Origin of the sequence: Vibrio sp. 10N.261.51.F11 (assembly GCF_041471665.1) — a bacterium.
Lineage (GTDB): Bacteria > Pseudomonadota > Gammaproteobacteria > Enterobacterales > Vibrionaceae > Vibrio > Vibrio crassostreae_C.
Genome location: NZ_JBFROW010000043.1, coordinates 45,788 through 61,775, shown reverse-complemented (window position 1 = coordinate 61,775; position 15,988 = coordinate 45,788). Strand labels below are relative to the sequence as shown.

Genomic DNA, 15,988 nt, shown 5'->3' with positions numbered 1-15,988 from the left:
GCAACAAGAACATACAGACGTAACGATCGACGAACAGAAAATAGCGGATATAAAAAAGCCGCGTGTTTAAAGAAACATGCGGCTTAATTCTAAGTAGTACTGTTAGCGCTTAGCCTAGTTTAGGCGACTAGCGACTTACTTAGTAAAAACTTCTTTGAAATCACGCTTCAAGATTGCATCACGACGAGCTTTCTTGATTTGTTTAACCATGTCTTTTACACAGTTGTGTAGAACTTGGTCTAGCAGTTGAGCACGGTACTCTTCTTTTTCTTCGTCAGACATGTCTTCTGGAAGTTTAAGAGTAGGGAACTCTTCCATCACGTTAACACCAGCGAAAGCTTGGCTAACTGAGATTAGAGCGTGGAACTGCTCGAAGTTGTCTAAAACATTTTGTGCGCTTGCTGGAAGACTATCCCAAGCTTCGCGTACTGCTTCTTCAGACACTTCGTGAATAGAAGTAACCATAAAGTGCATCTCTTTTGGTACGCCATCAAATTCGATAACTTGACGAAGTTCTGGTGAGATGGTGGTTAAATCGATTTCTTGTTGTTCGTTGTTTGTAGCGTCTGACATAGTATTTCTCTTTAAAAAGAAACAATGCTAAAAAGATCTGTAAAAAAGTCAATATAATATAGAGATTAGGGCATGATTTAAGCCCAAATTTGAGCTACTTTGAATATTCAACACTAGATAAAGGTGATGTGATGATAGAAAAGGGATCTTCAATGCGCATATTGCTGGTTGATGACGTTCAACTAGACAGGATGCAACTTGCTATCCGACTCAAGCAACTGGGTCATATTGTAGAAGCTGTCGGTAGCGGAAAAGAAGCCCTGAGTGTTTATTCTGATTTTGATCCTGAACTCGTGTTACTTGATATCAGCATGCCTGATATGGATGGTTTTGAAGTGGCGAATGAGGTTCGAAGCCGATTCCCAGAATGGGTTCCCATCATCTTTCTTAGTGGTCACGAAGAACCTGAGATGATCGCAAAAGCGATTGACGCTGGTGGCGATGATTACCTGATCAAGCCAGTAAACAAGGTTGTTTTGAATTCTAAGCTGATTGCGATGCAACGTATCGCGCACATGAGACGAGAGCTAAAACAAAGCACAGCCAAACTCGAAGAACTGAACATCCTTCTGCAGCAACAAGCCAACGAAGATGGCCTGACCAAATTGTATAACCGTCGATATATGGATACTAAGCTTGAAGAGAGCATAGCGTGGCACGGAAGACGTAATATATCCATGACAGTCATACTTCTAGATGTAGACTTCTTTAAGCCTTACAACGATAATTATGGTCATATTCAAGGGGATAAGTGCTTACAAGGGCTTGCTAATACCTTGAAACAGCTGTTTGTTCGTGCGGGAGAGTTTGTCGGTCGTTATGGCGGTGAAGAGTTTGTTCTGATTCTTAGCGACACAGACAGTGAAGGCGCTAAGGTACACGCGACTCGAGTTAAAGAGGCATTGCATGAGATGAACTACGCTCATGAACACTCAACGGTATCGGATAGAGTGACAGCGTCACAAGGTGTGTTGTCATTTGTGCCAGAAGGTGGCGAATCTATTGCGTCTATTTACGAAAAGGTCGATCAAGCGCTTTATCAAGCGAAGCAAAGTGGTAGAAATACCTTTGTACAACGTAACATTTTGGAGCTTGCGCGTTAGTTGGCGAGCTCTTTTAGATATTTGAATTTATACTTCTAATAGCGTTTGAGCTAGGAAGTGCTTTAAGTGATAAAAGAAATGCCACATTCGAAGTCATTTTCTATGACTAACACATCTTGGACGCTTGCGGTTCCTCTATTTTTTACCGCTTTGGCGACCACTGTTAATGCCAATACGCTATCTGATCTTTTTCGAAAGGATCTAGAGCAGAGCTTTGCCACCAGTGTATTGCTCAACGACACCGATGTTTTCACTTTTGGTATCAATAACTTTGACCCCAATAAAGTGTTTAGTTTGGACAATGAAGACATCGGTTCGAATGATTCGGTAAGTCGTCGCCAAAACATCACCTCCCTGAGTTTGCCTTACACATTTGAATTACCAAGTTACATCGAATACAACCATCAAGAGGTGACGCTACGCTTGTCTGCATTGCGAATCGAGAACGATGTCGAGTACGCGGCAGCAAACAGAAACGATTTTCAAAAAGAGTCGGTAGTGTCTGGCTACGTCGAATTCGCGAATGTGTCCCAGCTAGACGAATATTGGAGCTTCAGCTCTGCAATCGGTAACCACATCTCTTACTACCGCAATGATTATGAATATCGCGCTTCGTTGCTAAAGCCTATTCAAGACCAACTGGATGGCGTATATCTCAATACTGATGCTTGGGCTTACATCATCGAGCCTAAAATCAAGCTGATGTACGAAGATAAGAATGACTGGGGAAAGTATAAATTGAGCACCAGTTGGCATTACTTTAATGGCATCGGCTGGGGCGAGGCGAATAATGGCAATGTCGGTCATCCTGAAGGGTGGTATATCGCCAATGAAGCAAAGGTTTTCTATGATCTCGTACGTTGGGATAAGAACATCACATCGATGTACTCGAGTATAAGACGAATTGATATTGGTGGTGACACGGTGGCCTCTATGGGCACCACATCTTACTACGAGGGCAGTGTTGGCTGGCTGCTTAACCCAAACCTGTTTAATGAGTGGGTCGATAACGTGGGAATAGGTTTTACGATTAACTACGGAAGTAGCTTAAAAGGTGGTAGCTTGGTTATATTCTTCAACCAAGATTAAGCTCTCTTTTTCCACTTGAGCTATACGGCCTCAAATCAATGAGGCTCGTTGAACTTGGAAGTGATAGTTATTGAAGCAGTTCGCTATTAATGGCTTAAGCTATTTAGATCTCTAGTACTTAATATCTTTAGCTTTTAACCATCGTTAACGGTCAATACATAATTTGTTTCGACCGGTTTCTTTCGCTTTATACAGCGCTTGGTCAGCAAGCTTCAATACCTCTTCAGGATGTCTGGTGGTTGTACTATCAGACAATCCAATACTCACCGTCACATTCACCACTTCCGATGGTTTACCGTTCTTGCCACGCTTTTTCATACCCACTTCATGATCGTCGGGGCGCTCATGGCTATTCCGAATCGTCATGTCGTAGTTTTGAACTTCGGAAATCAGAGCTTGAAGGTGCTCTTTAACTTGTTCCGAATGTTTGCCTTTGAAGATAATCGTGAACTCTTCTCCACCATAGCGATAAGCTTTAGCGCCGCCTGTGGTTTCCCTCAGAATACGCGCCACCAGTTTTAACACATCGTCGCCAATGTCATGGCCGTAGGTGTCGTTGAATTGCTTAAAGTGATCGATATCGACCATCGCCATCGAATACTTACTCCCCAAGTGCTTCATATCGACTTCTAAGGCGTGTCGACCGGGAATGTTAGTCAGTTGGTCGTTAAAGGCCATATCATGACTAGCAGACATCACATAGACGATGATCAGTGTGCCTGACAGCGAGAACATGGTGCTCGAGATGTACTGAATATCGAAGAAGATGAACGTACAAGAAGAAAGCAGGATAGCGCTATAAACCACAACATCGATAGAGCGGTTATACACCAACACGAGAATGGCAGTAAGGCCAAGTAAGCAAAGGCTATACAACACCAAAACAAAAGGCAGTTTGGAGAAGTCTCTGACAATAAATAGAAGACCATCACTCCATGATTCAAAACCGCCGGCATGGAAGTGAGAGACGATCAATTGTGCCCACACCATAAACAGAACAAGAACGATGGCGTAGAGCAGCATCGACTTTGAGTTTACGCCGTTATCAGGGAAGGCATAAACAAGTAAGCAAGTGACAGGTACTAATGCCGCAAGTAACGAGAGCTCTAATAGCGTTGTGCCAGTATTGAGAGGCGTTTGTAAGCGAACTTGGATGATCAGATAAGCGACAAGCATGGTCACCGATACCATCGCCATTCGACCTTGTCTGAACGTATGGCATAGCAGAACCGCAACGCTCAATAAAATGTAAGGGAGGTTGCTAGCAAACCCTAAATTTGAGTCCGTCACGAGAATGACGTTGTCCATACCAACGAGCAAAATTGTTAACAGGACTAAAGGGAAGCAAAATCGAAACATGCTCGACGTTACAAAAGATGATGCCATTTATGTGGTGAGCCTAACTATATTGATGATCTTATTATTTAATACTATGCGTAGGATACGGTTAAACAAGCGATTGCCAAGCTTTTTGCCTAAATTAGAGCAAAAACATAGTCATAGGTCGCTATTGGTGCAATCATTTTTATATGTATTTTGAGTTGCTATTAACCTTAGAACGAACTACACAGTATATATGAGAAATTAATTAGTCGTTATAGATACTTAACAAAATCTGCTCTGCTGCTCTTACGTTGGCGCTGTCACTTAAAGGGCTTGATGATCAGTTATCATTGAGTGACCTTTTCATTAAGCGACGAAGAACTGTAATGAAGTCAGAGTAAGATTAAATAATGCCTAAGTTTCAACTATGGACAGTAAAACCTATAACTGAGTTATAGAAAGCTATTAGGAATTGCATGGTTTCAAGTGACTTTAGAAACGACTGCGACTAGAAAAACCGCTACAAATGGAGGTGTGGTATGCAAATTAGTGTTGATGTACATAACTATATGGAAACTCTGGTCGGTCATGTATTGGCTACCGAGGAATATGTGTCTAGTTATACCAACGAACAGTTGGCCGATCTCGCGTGCTTGGCTTTGGGCCAGCTAAAACCTATCTATATTCGTTTTGATATCGATTTTCTGTCAGCATTGCCAGAAGACAAATTGGTGCTCTATAAACGCAATAGTGAGATCGCGGTCAAAAATGCAGAAAGTATGATTATTGACGATCGAAGACGTGAACGTGACGACAATGTGCCTGTTATATTTAGTCAACACAATTTTGACGATGACGTAGAATTGCAATGGTATGAAAAGCCGTTGTTGAACCGTAAACAGTCATGATAGTTTAGGGTGAATACGGTCATTTAAGGAGTAAAAAAACGTGGGATTCTTTTCTAGATTATTTGGTGGCAAAGAAAAAACCGAACAAAAAGTAGAGATTGAGCCAGTCGAATATAAGGGTTTCAATATCTATCAAGATGCCATTGCAGAATCTGGTCAATACCGTGTTGCTGGGCGAATCGAGAAAGAATTCGATGGTGAAATCAAAACTCACCGTTTTATTCGTTCAGATGTTGTTTCAAACAAACAAGATGCCGATGAATTGATGCTCAAAAAATCGCAGATGTTCATCGACCAAATGGGCGACAATATATTTAGCTAACCAATTAGGGTTAGAATTGATGTTGGTCATAATTTAGAGAGCTTTCAGTGTATATGCTGAAAGCTCTTTTTAGTTTTAGGGACAAAGAACAGCTAGTAGGTTGTTATTAAAAGGATTATTTGCAAGTGGTTTGACCTCTTGGTTCGAGACGGTCGTCATTTATCCAAATGAAGCGCTCAAACTCCATCCAAATCGTTATAAGTAATAACTTTTCCTGTTCTTTGAACAAAACGCTTGAAGTATTAGTTGTCGTTAGATACAAACGAATAAGTCATTCGTGCCAATAGTCAAGGAATAGCTATGCAAATTGGTGTACCAAGAGAAACGCTCGCTGGTGAAACGCGAGTCGCTGCTTCGCCGAAATCGGTAGAACAGCTTCTAAAATTAGGATTTGAAGTTTGTGTTGAATCACAAGCAGGTGCGTTAGCAAGTTTTGAAGATGCAGCTTATGAACAAGCTGGAGCAAAAGTTGTCACCGCAGATGAAGCTTGGAAATCCGATATTATCTTTAAAGTTAACGCTCCGATCGTTGACGAGTCTAAAAATGAAATCGATCTTCTTAAAGATGGCGCAACATTGGTCAGCTTTATTTGGCCTGCCCAAAATCCAGAATTAATGGAACAATTGTCCAGTCGTAACATCAACGTGATGGCGATGGATTCTGTACCACGAATTTCAAGAGCTCAGGCGTTAGATGCATTGAGTTCTATGGCAAACATCGCGGGTTATCGTGCTGTTGTTGAAGCGGCGCATGAGTTTGGTCGATTCTTCACGGGTCAGATTACGGCTGCGGGTAAAGTTCCGCCAGCAAAAGTACTGGTTGCAGGTGCTGGTGTTGCTGGCCTAGCGGCAATCGGCGCTGCGGGTAGCTTAGGTGCAATCGTTCGTTCATTCGATGTTCGTCCTGAAGTTAAAGAACAAGTTGAGTCGATGGGTGCTGAATTCTTGGAAGTGGATTTCAAGGAAGATACCAGTGCTGGTGACGGCTACGCAAAAGAGATGTCTGAAGCATTCAATAAGAAAGCGGAAGAGCTTTATGCAGCTCAAGCAAAAGACGTTGATATCATCATTACAACGGCGCTGATTCCAGGTCGCCCGGCTCCGAAGCTGATTACCAAAGAGATGGTAGACAGCATGAGTGCAGGTAGTGTGATTGTAGACCTTGCGGCGGCCAATGGCGGTAACTGTGAATACACGGTTGCGGATCAAGTCATTACAACGGCTAATGGTGTGAAGGTGGTTGGTTACACTGATATGGTTGGTCGACTGCCGACTCAATCATCTCAACTGTATGCAACGAACCTAGTTAACCTTCTGAAACTGCTTTGCAAAGAGAAAGATGGCAACATCAAAATCGACTTTGAAGATGTTGTTCTGCGTGGTGTTACTGTCGTTAAAGAGGGCGAGGTCACTTGGCCAGCTCCACCAATTCAAGTTTCAGCTCAACCACAACAAGCTAAGCCAAAAGCGGCCAAACCAGAGCCTAAAGTTGAAGAACCTGTTTCTCCAATTAAGAAAGTGGCGGGTATGGCGGTAGCTGTTGGTGCATTCGCTTGGGTAGCTTCGGTTGCTCCAGCTGCGTTCTTATCTCACTTTACCGTTTTTGTTCTCGCTTGTGTGGTGGGTTATTACGTAGTTTGGAATGTAAGCCATTCTCTGCATACGCCTTTGATGTCCGTGACTAACGCGATTTCAGGCATCATTGTAGTAGGTGCACTGTTACAGATCGGACAAGGAAGTGGCGTCGTCACGTTCTTATCATTTATTGCCGTATTAATTGCAAGTATCAATATCTTTGGTGGCTTTACCGTGACCAAACGTATGCTTGAAATGTTCCGTAAAGACTAAGGAGTAACAGATGTCTGAAGGATTAGTACAAGCAGCTTATATTGTTGCTGCTGTATTTTTTATTATGAGCTTGGCTGGGTTATCGAAACAGGAATCTGCGCGTGCAGGTAACTATTACGGTATCACGGGTATGGCAATCGCGTTGATCGCAACGATCTTTGGCCCTCACTCTGCTGGTATTGTGTGGATCATCATTGCTATGGTGATCGGTGGTGGTATTGGTATCCACTACGCAAGAAAAGTAGAAATGACTGAAATGCCAGAGCTGGTTGCAATTCTGCACAGCTTCGTAGGTATGGCTGCAGTACTTGTAGGTTACAACAGCTACATCGATCCACCTGCTGCTGTTTCTATCAACCCTGCAGATATTCATGCAGAGCACGTTATCCATCTAGTGGAAGTGTTCCTTGGCGTGTTTATCGGTGCGGTGACGTTCACGGGTTCTATTGTTGCGTTTGGTAAGCTTCGTGGCGTTATCTCTTCGTCTGCATTGAACATCCCTCATAAGCACAAGTGGAATCTAGCGGCTATCGTAGTTTCTACACTGCTGATGATCATGTTCGTTAAAGCAGACGGCAGCATGTTCGCACTAATGGTGATGACACTTATCGCATTCGCATTCGGTTACCACCTAGTGGCATCGATTGGCGGTGCAGATATGCCAGTAGTTGTCTCTATGCTGAACTCGTACTCTGGTTGGGCAGCAGCAGCGGCAGGTTTCATGCTTGCAAACGATCTGCTAATCGTAACTGGTGCATTGGTTGGTTCGTCGGGTGCGATTCTGTCTTACATTATGTGTAAGGCGATGAACCGCTCTTTCATCAGCGTTATTGCTGGTGGATTCGGCCAAGAAGTGGTTGTGTCTGATGGCGATGAAGAGCAAGGTGAACACCGCGAAACATCAGCTGAAGATGTGGCTGATATGCTGAAAAACTCTAAGTCAGTAATCATCACTCCTGGATACGGCATGGCAGTAGCTCAAGCACAATACCCAGTGCATGAAATCACTGAGAAGCTACGAGCGCAGGGCATTAATGTTCGATTTGGTATCCACCCAGTCGCTGGTAGGTTACCGGGTCACATGAACGTACTGCTTGCTGAAGCGAAAGTGCCTTACGATATCGTTCTAGAAATGGACGAAATCAACGATGACTTCGATGAGACAGATACTGTATTGGTAATTGGTGCGAATGACACCGTAAACCCTGCAGCACTTGAAGATCCAAACAGCCCAATTGCTGGTATGCCAGTACTTGAAGTTTGGAACGCTCAGAATGTTATCGTATTCAAGCGTTCGATGAACACAGGTTACGCCGGTGTGCAAAACCCACTGTTCTTCAAAGAGAACACGCAGATGCTGTTTGGCGATGCTAAAAAGAGTTGTCTAAGTATCTTAGAACATCTATAGAGATCACCTCTAAACAATATGTAACAACTCGATAAGGAGCTCATTTGAGCTCCTTTTTTTATCTTACGAAAGCGACTCTATGTGTGATCTCAGTTGATACGAAGTTGACGAAGCCTGATGCAAAACTTGTCGCAATTGAGGTTTGGCTTGCCAATCAGCCTACTAGTATGTATGTACAATGTGGCCGTAATATATTGGCCTTTATCTCTGTAGCTCGCCATTCTCAAAGTTTTTCATGCGGTTAAAAATTTATCTTTGATAGCGAATGGTATATATTTGGTTGATCTATATGAATTTGCGTTGGTTTGTGATCATCAAAAGAACATTTACTCTTCTTATCGCTACGTTGTCTGTGTCTGCAAACGCATTTGCTGACTCTTTACCTGAGCGTATCGATAATTTCACCAAACTCTTTGATCATGAAACGGCAATCGAATCTTACGATATTCGAGTGCTACAGGCTGATTATCCAACACGTTTGATCATGCCGTCTTCTATGCTGCCACAAACAGCAGAGTACCCGTTAAAAGACATTCAGCGCTTGTACCAGTTATCAAAAACCTGTAGTGGTAAACTGCCGTTAAGCCCTTTGATTACTGAGCCTTTAGTTTTTACTCGTGCAATGTGTAAAGGCACCAAGCTTTCTGACCGTTGGTTTAGCCGTAGTGGTTTGATTCACCCTGGCGGCGGTTCTTATGCGGCACGATACGTTGAGAAGTACCCAGAAAAATTCGACTCTCTGAAGCGCTTTATGCATATTCAAGAGCGACCAAACACCGAACACGATGAACTACTGTCTCGCTTGCAACAAATGGATAGCGAAGCAATCACCGCGCTGTTAGCGGGTGCCAGTATGTTTGTTGAGCTTGATGAGATGTGGGTAAAACGCGGCGACAGATATTACCTGTATAAAAAATCAGTCTGGAACGAAAATGCCACGCTTGCTGGGTTATCGTTTAGCTTGTCTTCAGAAGGTAAAAGCTGTTTTGTCCAGCGTGGTAATGTGTGTTGGGAAATAGAAGATCATTCAGAGCTTCTGCAAGTCGCCATGTTTATCTTGGTTATTGCCAACATCATGCTTGTCTTAGGTTGGGCGATTTACCGCTGGAACAGCAAGAAACAAGAGATGAAGAGTCGCATGCTGGTTCTTCAAATCCTAACGCACGAATTAAGAACGCCGATTGCGAGTTTGTCATTGACGGTGGAAGGGTTCAGGCGTGAGTTCGAACACTTACCAGAATCGGTATATGATGAGTTCCGTAGGCTGTGTGAAGATACACGCCGTTTGAGACAGTTGGCGGAAGCAAGTAAAGATTACCTGCAATCAGATAATCAACCGCTCGCAACAGAGTGGGTGCCAAGTGTTGAAGAGTGGCTCCAATACAAAGTTGAAGAAGACTTTGCGCCGGGGATTGAACTCCGTGTAAACAAAGATATAGCTGCAAAAGTGAACGTATATTGGTTGGGAACGTGCATCGATAACCTAATCAGAAATGCCGTGAAATACGGTGTGGCTCCAGTAATTCTAGAACTGAATACTTCTGACAAGAAGCTGACATTCAAAGTTATAGATAATGGAGACTTGTCTCGCAAAGATTGGGGGCAACTAAGAAAGCCATTCGTAAGTAAGAGTGGACTCGGTTTAGGTCTGACGATAGTGGAATCTATGGTTGGAAAAATGGGCGGTCACATGACGCTTATCGGCCCCCCAACAACATTTATTTTGGAGATACCTTGTGAAACAGACATTGCTTCTCGTTGAAGATGATAAAAATTTAGCTGACGGTTTATTAGTTAGCCTTGAGCAAGCTGGATATGAATGTTTGCATGCAGAACTGATCTCTGAAGTTGAAGGCTACTGGGAACAAGCGGATCTAGTGATTCTAGACCGTCAACTTCCTGATGGCGACTCAGTAGATTCACTTCCAGGTTGGAAGAAAAAGAAAGATATCCCAGTTATTTTGCTGACGGCTCTCGTGACAGTAAAAGACAAAGTAGCGGGCCTAGATTCAGGTGCAAACGACTACTTAACAAAGCCATTCGCAGAGGCTGAGCTATTTGCTCGAATTCGTGCTCAACTTCGCCTGCCAGATTCTGAAGAACAAGATGCATCAAAAGTTATCGCTCAGAATCTTGTTATCGATAAAGCGACACGTGAAGTGTTTTTCAATGAACAGGAAGTAACGTTAACGCGCACTGAATTTGACCTTCTACTGTTCTTGGCAAGTAACCTTGGACGTGTGTTTACACGTGATGAACTGCTTGACCATGTATGGGGTTACAACCATTTCCCAACAACACGTACGGTAGACACGCACGTTCTGCAACTAAGACAGAAACTGCCGGGTCTAGAAATTGAAACGCTGCGTGGCGTTGGTTACAAGATGAAAGCGTAATGAGAATAGCCTTACTCCCACTATTAATGTTTTCTTGCGTAGCGAATACCGCGCAAGCAACGGATTGGTTTAAGAGCAGCGATGCTCTGACTCAAGTTCATAAACATCTGCTAGATAATGATTTACCTCAGATGTTTGACTCATTAGTGGAAGTTTGGCAAATCAACTCGTCTCAATCACGAGAAGATCACCTCAATGAACTGTTCGATCAAGCATTGAACAAAGATTGTGGTAAAACTCTCACCAGAAAAACACTCCCAGATTGGATTAGTTCAGTCGTCGTTAAAAGACACATCATTCAAAGCCCTGGCCGAGATACCTTTCGTGTATCGATTAATGTTGAATCCGAAAACAACATTCAAGACATTACCTTCGAGAAGTGGGTCGATAAGATCGTTTCTTCGGACAGTGAGTTAACCAAAGACAGTGAAGTGGTTAACAACGCATCGGTGAGTCTATACCGCAAGCGTTACAATTTAGCCTCTCAACTTGAATCCGGTTTATACCGTTTAAGCGTTAAAGGTGATGGCGGAAAGTCTTGGAGCACTTGGGTTGTTTTGGGTGAAGTTGCCATGCGTCAACAAGTTCGCTGGGCATCAAAAGACACGTGGCGAATCGATAAAAAAGAACTACTCAATCCTTATTGTCCGCTCCCTAAGCTCGAAATCGGTTTGTACGATTACGTTGATGAACACTATGAACAGGTCTGGGGCAAGAGCTACGAATCTGATTATCCAATGAACCTTACTGGTGAAGAACTTCCTAATGATCGCTATGTTTTAGCGGTTTCAATGGTGCATTCACGCTGGCAAGGCGACATAGCGATAGAACAAGCACAAACTATCAGTAAAACTTATGATATTTCTAGCGAAGAAGAGTTAAAGTAATTTAAAATTGTGCCGTTAACTATATAAGGGATCTAACAAAGATAAACGGCATGAAAAAAACTACAAAACTACTCGCAGCGTCAATTGCATTCGCCAGTCTTCCTCTTTCAGCAGCAAACTACGCCATTGAAGCGCGTGGTGATGCGATGGGTGGTGTTGGTGTTGTTTCAGCAAACTTCCTAACTGCTCCATTCTATAACCCAGCACTTGTTGCCATTTATCGTCGTAATGATGACATGGGAATGATCACGCCAAGTTTCGGCGGTAATTATAATGACCCTAATAACTTAGTTGATGATATCGATAATTTAGTTGACAGCATTGAGTCAGGTACTGTGACTGGTTCTGATCTAGATGCTCTTAATGGTGATAGCCTGAATGTTGATTTAGGTGGTGTTGTAGCATTCGCTCTACCAAATCAGTATATTGCAGCAAACGTATTTGCAAAAGCATACACTGAATCATTTGTAACCCCTGATACATCTAGTGACGCTGCTAATAGTGACTTGGTTAATGCTGAGTTAACTGCTGTTAAAGCTGTTTCTATTGGCATTATGGAAGCTGGTATATCATTAGCAAAATATCAAACGTTCATGGGACAACATTTGTCGTTTGGTATTTCTCCAAAACTCCAAAGAATCTATACGTATAACTACATTGCCTCGGCACAAAACTACGATCTAAGTGATGTTCGAGAAAACGACACCGCGGAAACTACATTTAATATTGATGCAGGTGCGCTTTGGTTTTACGGCCCATTTAGAGTGGGTTTTTCTGCAACGAATATTATAGACCGTGAGATTGAAACTAAATCCGTTAGCCAACAGCTAACAAGCAGCACAGGGGCTACAAGAACAGTAACATCGAGTCATTCTTATAACCTGGGGCCTGTCTACACTGTTGGTGCGGGGATCGTTTCTGATTACTTTACGTTGAGTGTTGATTATGATTTGAATGAAGCAGAGAAGTTTACTTCGTTCGAAGACAACGAACAGATGATTCGTGTTGGTACTGAAGTCGACCTGTTACGTCAGCTTAAGCTAAGGGGAGGGTATTACAAGAACCTGGCTTACTCTGATTCAGAAGGAACAGTGACAGCTGGTGTTGGTATCTCGCCATTGAACTTGTTTCAGCTAGATCTAAGTGCTAACTACACGAATGAAAATGCAATGGGTGCATCCATCAATTTCCTTGCTAGTTACTAACAGTCCTTATATAGTTCTGCTCCTAAATAAAGGAGCAGAGCATGCTAAACGACTTACCAACCCTTTCTCACGAAGAACAACAGAAAGCTGTTGAACGAATTCAAGAAATGATGACCCAAGGCATCAGCACAGCACAAGCTATCAAAATCGTTGCTGAGCAAATCCGTGAAGAAATGAGTAATAAAGAAGAGTAGGGCATCAGCCCTTCTTTTTTAACCCTTAGTGCACTATAACTAAATATATTACCCTCTAGTATATTATCTCGTACATACCAACTCTTTAGCTACCCTAAATTCCCGACCTATCCAAAGCCATTAAATTCTTTTTATTCAGTAAGTTATGTCGGAGTGATCCACTTTTCAGGCATTTCTTGGCTTTGGGTTGTAATTAAATTACAGTAAGTTCTGAAAGTGGAACAATCGCCATTTTAGGTGTCAGCATTTGTGTCACCGCACCTAAGTGGCTAAATATATGGTGTTTTTACGGCTAGTGACGTTGTGACTTGTATTTTGAACGGATGAGAATCCATGAATGTTCAGAAGCAGACAAATGATGATTTCATCGAAGAACAGAGTGAGACAATCCACAGCGGTAATGTTCAAAACCGATATCGCGAATGGCTTACCACCGCTTAGAGCAAGCTTCGTTGCCACATATGTGCTTTACAGAATAAGTATTTAAAAAGCTTACGAGGCGTAAGGTGTTGTGTAGAAGTCGATTAAGGAATGCGGCGCGTATCAATTTGAGAATGCTAAATTGATGTGTTTTCTATTGGGGAATGATAAGTCTAAGCGATAGAACTTGTTAGAAATAGGGTCGCTTTGAGCGCTGTAGTTGTCGTCGTGGTTACGTATGTAGAATCGAAACCTTGGCTCCTCTTGACCTTCATATTCTATATTGATGGTGACCGAATCGAACGTTGAGAGATCGAGCCCTTTATTTTGGGTCGATATAACGAACTCAATTTCACAGAAGGGTAAGCTATAGGTTTGTTCAAAGTCACACTGTAACTCAATTCCATCTTCTGACTTATGTAATGAGCCTACGGTGCCACCATCGTGGTCTCTGTCCGTATTTACGCGCGTAGGCTATCTGTCAGGTGTGATGATGTAGTTCTTATCCATGAGCGTATTAAAAGAGATCAACGACACTAGCGTGATTACTAGGCAAAAATACGCGCCCAGCGACAGATATATGCCTAAATAGCGTTGTTTTTGTTCGGTATTTATACGAAAGGTAACGTTTTTAAGGGGATAATAATTTAACTGTGTAAATATACAGTTGTTATTTGGGTTCTTTATTTTGTGTTCCATAGGACCAAGCTTTACCTGTACAGCTAGCTACAGTGTCACTTTACTTATTGATTACATGTGTCGATAAACATTATAAGCTTTCTAATCTCAGGCGGTAACACCATTGCGACTTCAAAGCAGGCATATCAGTTAGAGAAAACAAGTAAAGAAAAACTAAGCGCAATGGGTTTAAAGTAACTCTTAGGTTTATTACCAAAGCTACCTAAGTCCAATTGAACGTAATTTCAGGGCAAACCGTGATTATGGATCTCCCAAGTATCGGTGTTGTGTACCAGCAATAAGTGTAATGAATCTATGCAAACTGAACACAAAGTACTAACTCTAGAGAGAATCGTTAAGAAGGTTTGAAAAATCTGTGTGCGGGTCTACATAAGACACACGAACTTTATTAGTTGATGGATTTAAACGAGAGCTAAGCATGTGCAGTTGATAAGAAACATTGGTCGCGTGTGTGAAATCTGGAATAGAAACAACAGCAATGCTTACAAGAATTGCACACAGCGCAGCGAACCGTTAGTGCAAACAGAGAAGTGGCATATAAGTTAAACCAGACGGACAAAGTTTCGCGTCAATTAGATTTTCTGAATGAAGATTCAATTATATAATTATTAGATTTCAAATGCGATAAGAAAACTCTGAACGGCGCAAGAAGCGTGAGAGTCAGTTGGAACAAGGATTTTAAGGACAAAAGATGAGAATACTACCTTTAGAATTAACTACATGTATTATTAACTGCGTATTATGTACGTTATGTTAAATGGATTTTGATGTTTATAAGGCAGGTATCTTTGTGTGATGCCCTGCCTTTGTATTGTGCCGATATTCTCTAATTTATACTGTGTATTTAACCATACTGGCTATTTACCATAAAATACCTAATAACCAGTGATAATAATCTTCGATTTTAACCCTGGTATTAGTTAGAGATTAACCGCCAGCAAATTTAACTTTGTAGCCTTTCTTTTCAAGGTGCGCTTTGATCTTGTCGCGCGCGTCACCTTGAATTTCGATGTTGCCATCTTTTACTGAGCCACCGCAGCCGCAAACTTTCTTGAGTTCTACTGCCATTAGTTTTAATGGTGCGTCATCTAGGTCTAAGCCAGTTACGACAGAAACGCCTTTGCCTTTACGGCCTTTGGTTTCTTTTTGGATTCGAACGATACCATCGCCTTTAGGACGTTGGACTTTCTCTTCTTCAGGCTTAATGCGACCTGTTTCTGTTGAATATACTAGGCTCATAATTTACTTCTTTTGTTGCTCTGCTTTTTGTTTTGCGAGTAAGTAAGCTTCTATATGGCGTTGGATTGCAACCTTGCCGCCTTTGATTAAGCGACCGTTAAACATGCAATACCACGCATTAGGCTCACCGGTGTCATTCTTGATTTGGTAGCCGTTGAAGTTTTCAGTCGAGCCACCAGTTCCTCTCGACTTATTTAATGACATGAATTCTTTTGGATCAATAATAGATGCGGTATCAATCCACCAATCAATACTCTTTTTCACGGCAGCTAGGTTGCCCTGAATAACGTTGTTTTTTAACTTAGCACGCCAAACTGTGTTGTTAGCATCTATCGATTGAAGATGGACGCTTCGGTAAATTGAATTAGCCATAT

15 protein-coding genes and 1 pseudogene are annotated in these 15,988 nt (G+C 42.2%); 11 read left to right on the top strand and 5 right to left on the bottom strand.

Annotation, left to right across the window (positions count from 1 at the left end; genetic code table 11):
• Positions 1 to 135 precede the first annotated feature (135 nt).
• Complete coding sequence (locus AB4351_RS14785) at positions 136 to 573, bottom strand: DUF3069 domain-containing protein (protein ID WP_017060108.1); 438 nt, start codon at positions 571 to 573, stop codon at positions 136 to 138.
• 131 nt (positions 574 to 704) lie between these two features.
• On the opposite strand from AB4351_RS14785, the gene AB4351_RS14780 reads away from it, so the two are divergent.
• Together AB4351_RS14780 and AB4351_RS14775 are read left to right on the top strand one after the other, a co-directional pair.
• Positions 705 to 1,676, top strand: coding sequence for a diguanylate cyclase (locus AB4351_RS14780; protein WP_170791831.1), 972 nt, complete (start codon positions 705 to 707; stop codon positions 1,674 to 1,676).
• Between the two features lie 78 nt (positions 1,677 to 1,754).
• A complete protein-coding gene (locus AB4351_RS14775; protein ID WP_372126413.1) occupies positions 1,755 to 2,765 on the top strand; it encodes a Solitary outer membrane autotransporter beta-barrel domain in 1,011 nt (336 codons plus the stop codon).
• Between the two features lie 144 nt (positions 2,766 to 2,909).
• On the opposite strand, the gene AB4351_RS14770 is transcribed toward AB4351_RS14775, so the two are convergent.
• Positions 2,910 to 4,151 (bottom strand): GGDEF domain-containing protein, encoded by a 1,242-nt coding sequence (locus AB4351_RS14770; protein WP_372126411.1) that lies wholly within the window; start codon positions 4,149 to 4,151, stop codon positions 2,910 to 2,912.
• A gap of 476 nt (positions 4,152 to 4,627) precedes the next feature.
• Here AB4351_RS14770 and AB4351_RS14765 point away from each other — a divergent pair, with 476 nt between their 5' ends.
• The 9 genes from AB4351_RS14765 (at position 4,628) to AB4351_RS14725 (ending at position 13,256) form a co-directional block, all read left to right on the top strand.
• Complete coding sequence (locus tag AB4351_RS14765) at positions 4,628 to 4,996, top strand: late competence development ComFB family protein (RefSeq protein ID WP_017060104.1); 369 nt, start codon at positions 4,628 to 4,630, stop codon at positions 4,994 to 4,996.
• Between the two features lie 40 nt (positions 4,997 to 5,036).
• Positions 5,037 to 5,318 (top strand): HlyU family transcriptional regulator, encoded by a 282-nt coding sequence (locus AB4351_RS14760; protein WP_004731023.1) that lies wholly within the window; start codon positions 5,037 to 5,039, stop codon positions 5,316 to 5,318.
• Between the two features lie 300 nt (positions 5,319 to 5,618).
• Positions 5,619 to 7,166 carry a Re/Si-specific NAD(P)(+) transhydrogenase subunit alpha gene (gene pntA, locus AB4351_RS14755; RefSeq protein ID WP_136974587.1) on the top strand — a complete coding sequence of 516 codons (1,548 nt, stop codon included), beginning with the start codon at positions 5,619 to 5,621 and terminating at the stop codon, positions 7,164 to 7,166.
• A gap of 10 nt (positions 7,167 to 7,176) precedes the next feature.
• The gene (gene pntB / locus AB4351_RS14750; RefSeq protein WP_017064580.1) at positions 7,177 to 8,574 is read left to right on the top strand and encodes a Re/Si-specific NAD(P)(+) transhydrogenase subunit beta; all 1,398 of its coding nucleotides are present in this window, start codon (positions 7,177 to 7,179) and stop codon (positions 8,572 to 8,574) included.
• Between the two features lie 289 nt (positions 8,575 to 8,863).
• On the top strand, positions 8,864 to 10,336 hold the full coding sequence (gene vxrA, locus AB4351_RS14745) for a sensor histidine kinase VxrA (RefSeq protein ID WP_017065947.1): 1,473 nt from the start codon (positions 8,864 to 8,866) through the stop codon (positions 10,334 to 10,336).
• Positions 10,311 to 10,970, top strand: coding sequence for a response regulator transcription factor VxrB (vxrB, locus tag AB4351_RS14740; RefSeq protein ID WP_017060099.1), 660 nt, complete (start codon positions 10,311 to 10,313; stop codon positions 10,968 to 10,970). The genes vxrA and vxrB overlap by 26 nt, the downstream gene beginning before the upstream one ends.
• Positions 10,970 to 11,857 carry a DUF2861 family protein gene (locus tag AB4351_RS14735; RefSeq protein ID WP_029235234.1) on the top strand — a complete coding sequence of 296 codons (888 nt, stop codon included), beginning with the start codon at positions 10,970 to 10,972 and terminating at the stop codon, positions 11,855 to 11,857. The genes vxrB and AB4351_RS14735 overlap by 1 nt, the downstream gene beginning before the upstream one ends.
• A 50-nt stretch (positions 11,858 to 11,907) precedes the next feature.
• Complete coding sequence (locus AB4351_RS14730; protein WP_017069084.1) at positions 11,908 to 13,062, top strand: conjugal transfer protein TraF; 1,155 nt, start codon at positions 11,908 to 11,910, stop codon at positions 13,060 to 13,062.
• 41 nt (positions 13,063 to 13,103) lie between these two features.
• Positions 13,104 to 13,256: a YoaH family protein gene (locus AB4351_RS14725; RefSeq protein ID WP_004731009.1), complete on the top strand. Its 153-nt coding sequence runs from the start codon at positions 13,104 to 13,106 to the stop codon at positions 13,254 to 13,256.
• Between the two features lie 546 nt (positions 13,257 to 13,802).
• On the opposite strand, the pseudogene AB4351_RS14720 reads toward AB4351_RS14725, so the two are convergent.
• From AB4351_RS14720 to AB4351_RS14710, 3 genes and pseudogenes are all read right to left on the bottom strand, one after another.
• Positions 13,803 to 14,291: pseudogene (locus AB4351_RS14720) on the bottom strand (GGDEF domain-containing protein); the annotation flags it as partial.
• Positions 14,292 to 15,302: 1,011 nt separating this feature from the next.
• The gene (yciH, locus tag AB4351_RS14715; RefSeq protein ID WP_372126409.1) at positions 15,303 to 15,614 is read right to left on the bottom strand and encodes a stress response translation initiation inhibitor YciH; all 312 of its coding nucleotides are present in this window, start codon (positions 15,612 to 15,614) and stop codon (positions 15,303 to 15,305) included.
• A gap of 3 nt (positions 15,615 to 15,617) precedes the next feature.
• The gene (locus AB4351_RS14710) at positions 15,618 to 15,986 is read right to left on the bottom strand and encodes a DUF3319 domain-containing protein (RefSeq protein ID WP_017060095.1); all 369 of its coding nucleotides are present in this window, start codon (positions 15,984 to 15,986) and stop codon (positions 15,618 to 15,620) included.
• Between the last annotated feature and the right edge of the window lie 2 nt (positions 15,987 to 15,988).

Excerpts from the sequence above, each read along its gene's own strand:
- AB4351_RS14730 (WP_017069084.1), top strand. The coding sequence starts at position 11,908 with ATGAAAAAAACTACAAAACTACTCGCAGCGTCAATTGCATTCGCCAGT.
- yciH (WP_372126409.1), bottom strand. The coding sequence starts at position 15,614 with ATGAGCCTAGTATATTCAACAGAAACAGGTCGCATTAAGCCTGAAGAA.
- AB4351_RS14710 (WP_017060095.1), bottom strand. The coding sequence starts at position 15,986 with ATGGCTAATTCAATTTACCGAAGCGTCCATCTTCAATCGATAGATGCT.
- AB4351_RS14765 (WP_017060104.1), top strand. The coding sequence starts at position 4,628 with ATGCAAATTAGTGTTGATGTACATAACTATATGGAAACTCTGGTCGGT.
- AB4351_RS14725 (WP_004731009.1), top strand. The coding sequence starts at position 13,104 with ATGCTAAACGACTTACCAACCCTTTCTCACGAAGAACAACAGAAAGCT.
- vxrA (WP_017065947.1), top strand. The coding sequence starts at position 8,864 with ATGAATTTGCGTTGGTTTGTGATCATCAAAAGAACATTTACTCTTCTT.
- AB4351_RS14780 (WP_170791831.1), top strand. The coding sequence starts at position 705 with ATGATAGAAAAGGGATCTTCAATGCGCATATTGCTGGTTGATGACGTT.
- AB4351_RS14785 (WP_017060108.1), bottom strand. The coding sequence starts at position 573 with ATGTCAGACGCTACAAACAACGAACAACAAGAAATCGATTTAACCACC.
- AB4351_RS14735 (WP_029235234.1), top strand. The coding sequence starts at position 10,970 with ATGAGAATAGCCTTACTCCCACTATTAATGTTTTCTTGCGTAGCGAAT.
- AB4351_RS14770 (WP_372126411.1), bottom strand. The coding sequence starts at position 4,151 with ATGGCATCATCTTTTGTAACGTCGAGCATGTTTCGATTTTGCTTCCCT.
- pntA (WP_136974587.1), top strand. The coding sequence starts at position 5,619 with ATGCAAATTGGTGTACCAAGAGAAACGCTCGCTGGTGAAACGCGAGTC.
- AB4351_RS14775 (WP_372126413.1), top strand. The coding sequence starts at position 1,755 with ATGCCACATTCGAAGTCATTTTCTATGACTAACACATCTTGGACGCTT.
- pntB (WP_017064580.1), top strand. The coding sequence starts at position 7,177 with ATGTCTGAAGGATTAGTACAAGCAGCTTATATTGTTGCTGCTGTATTT.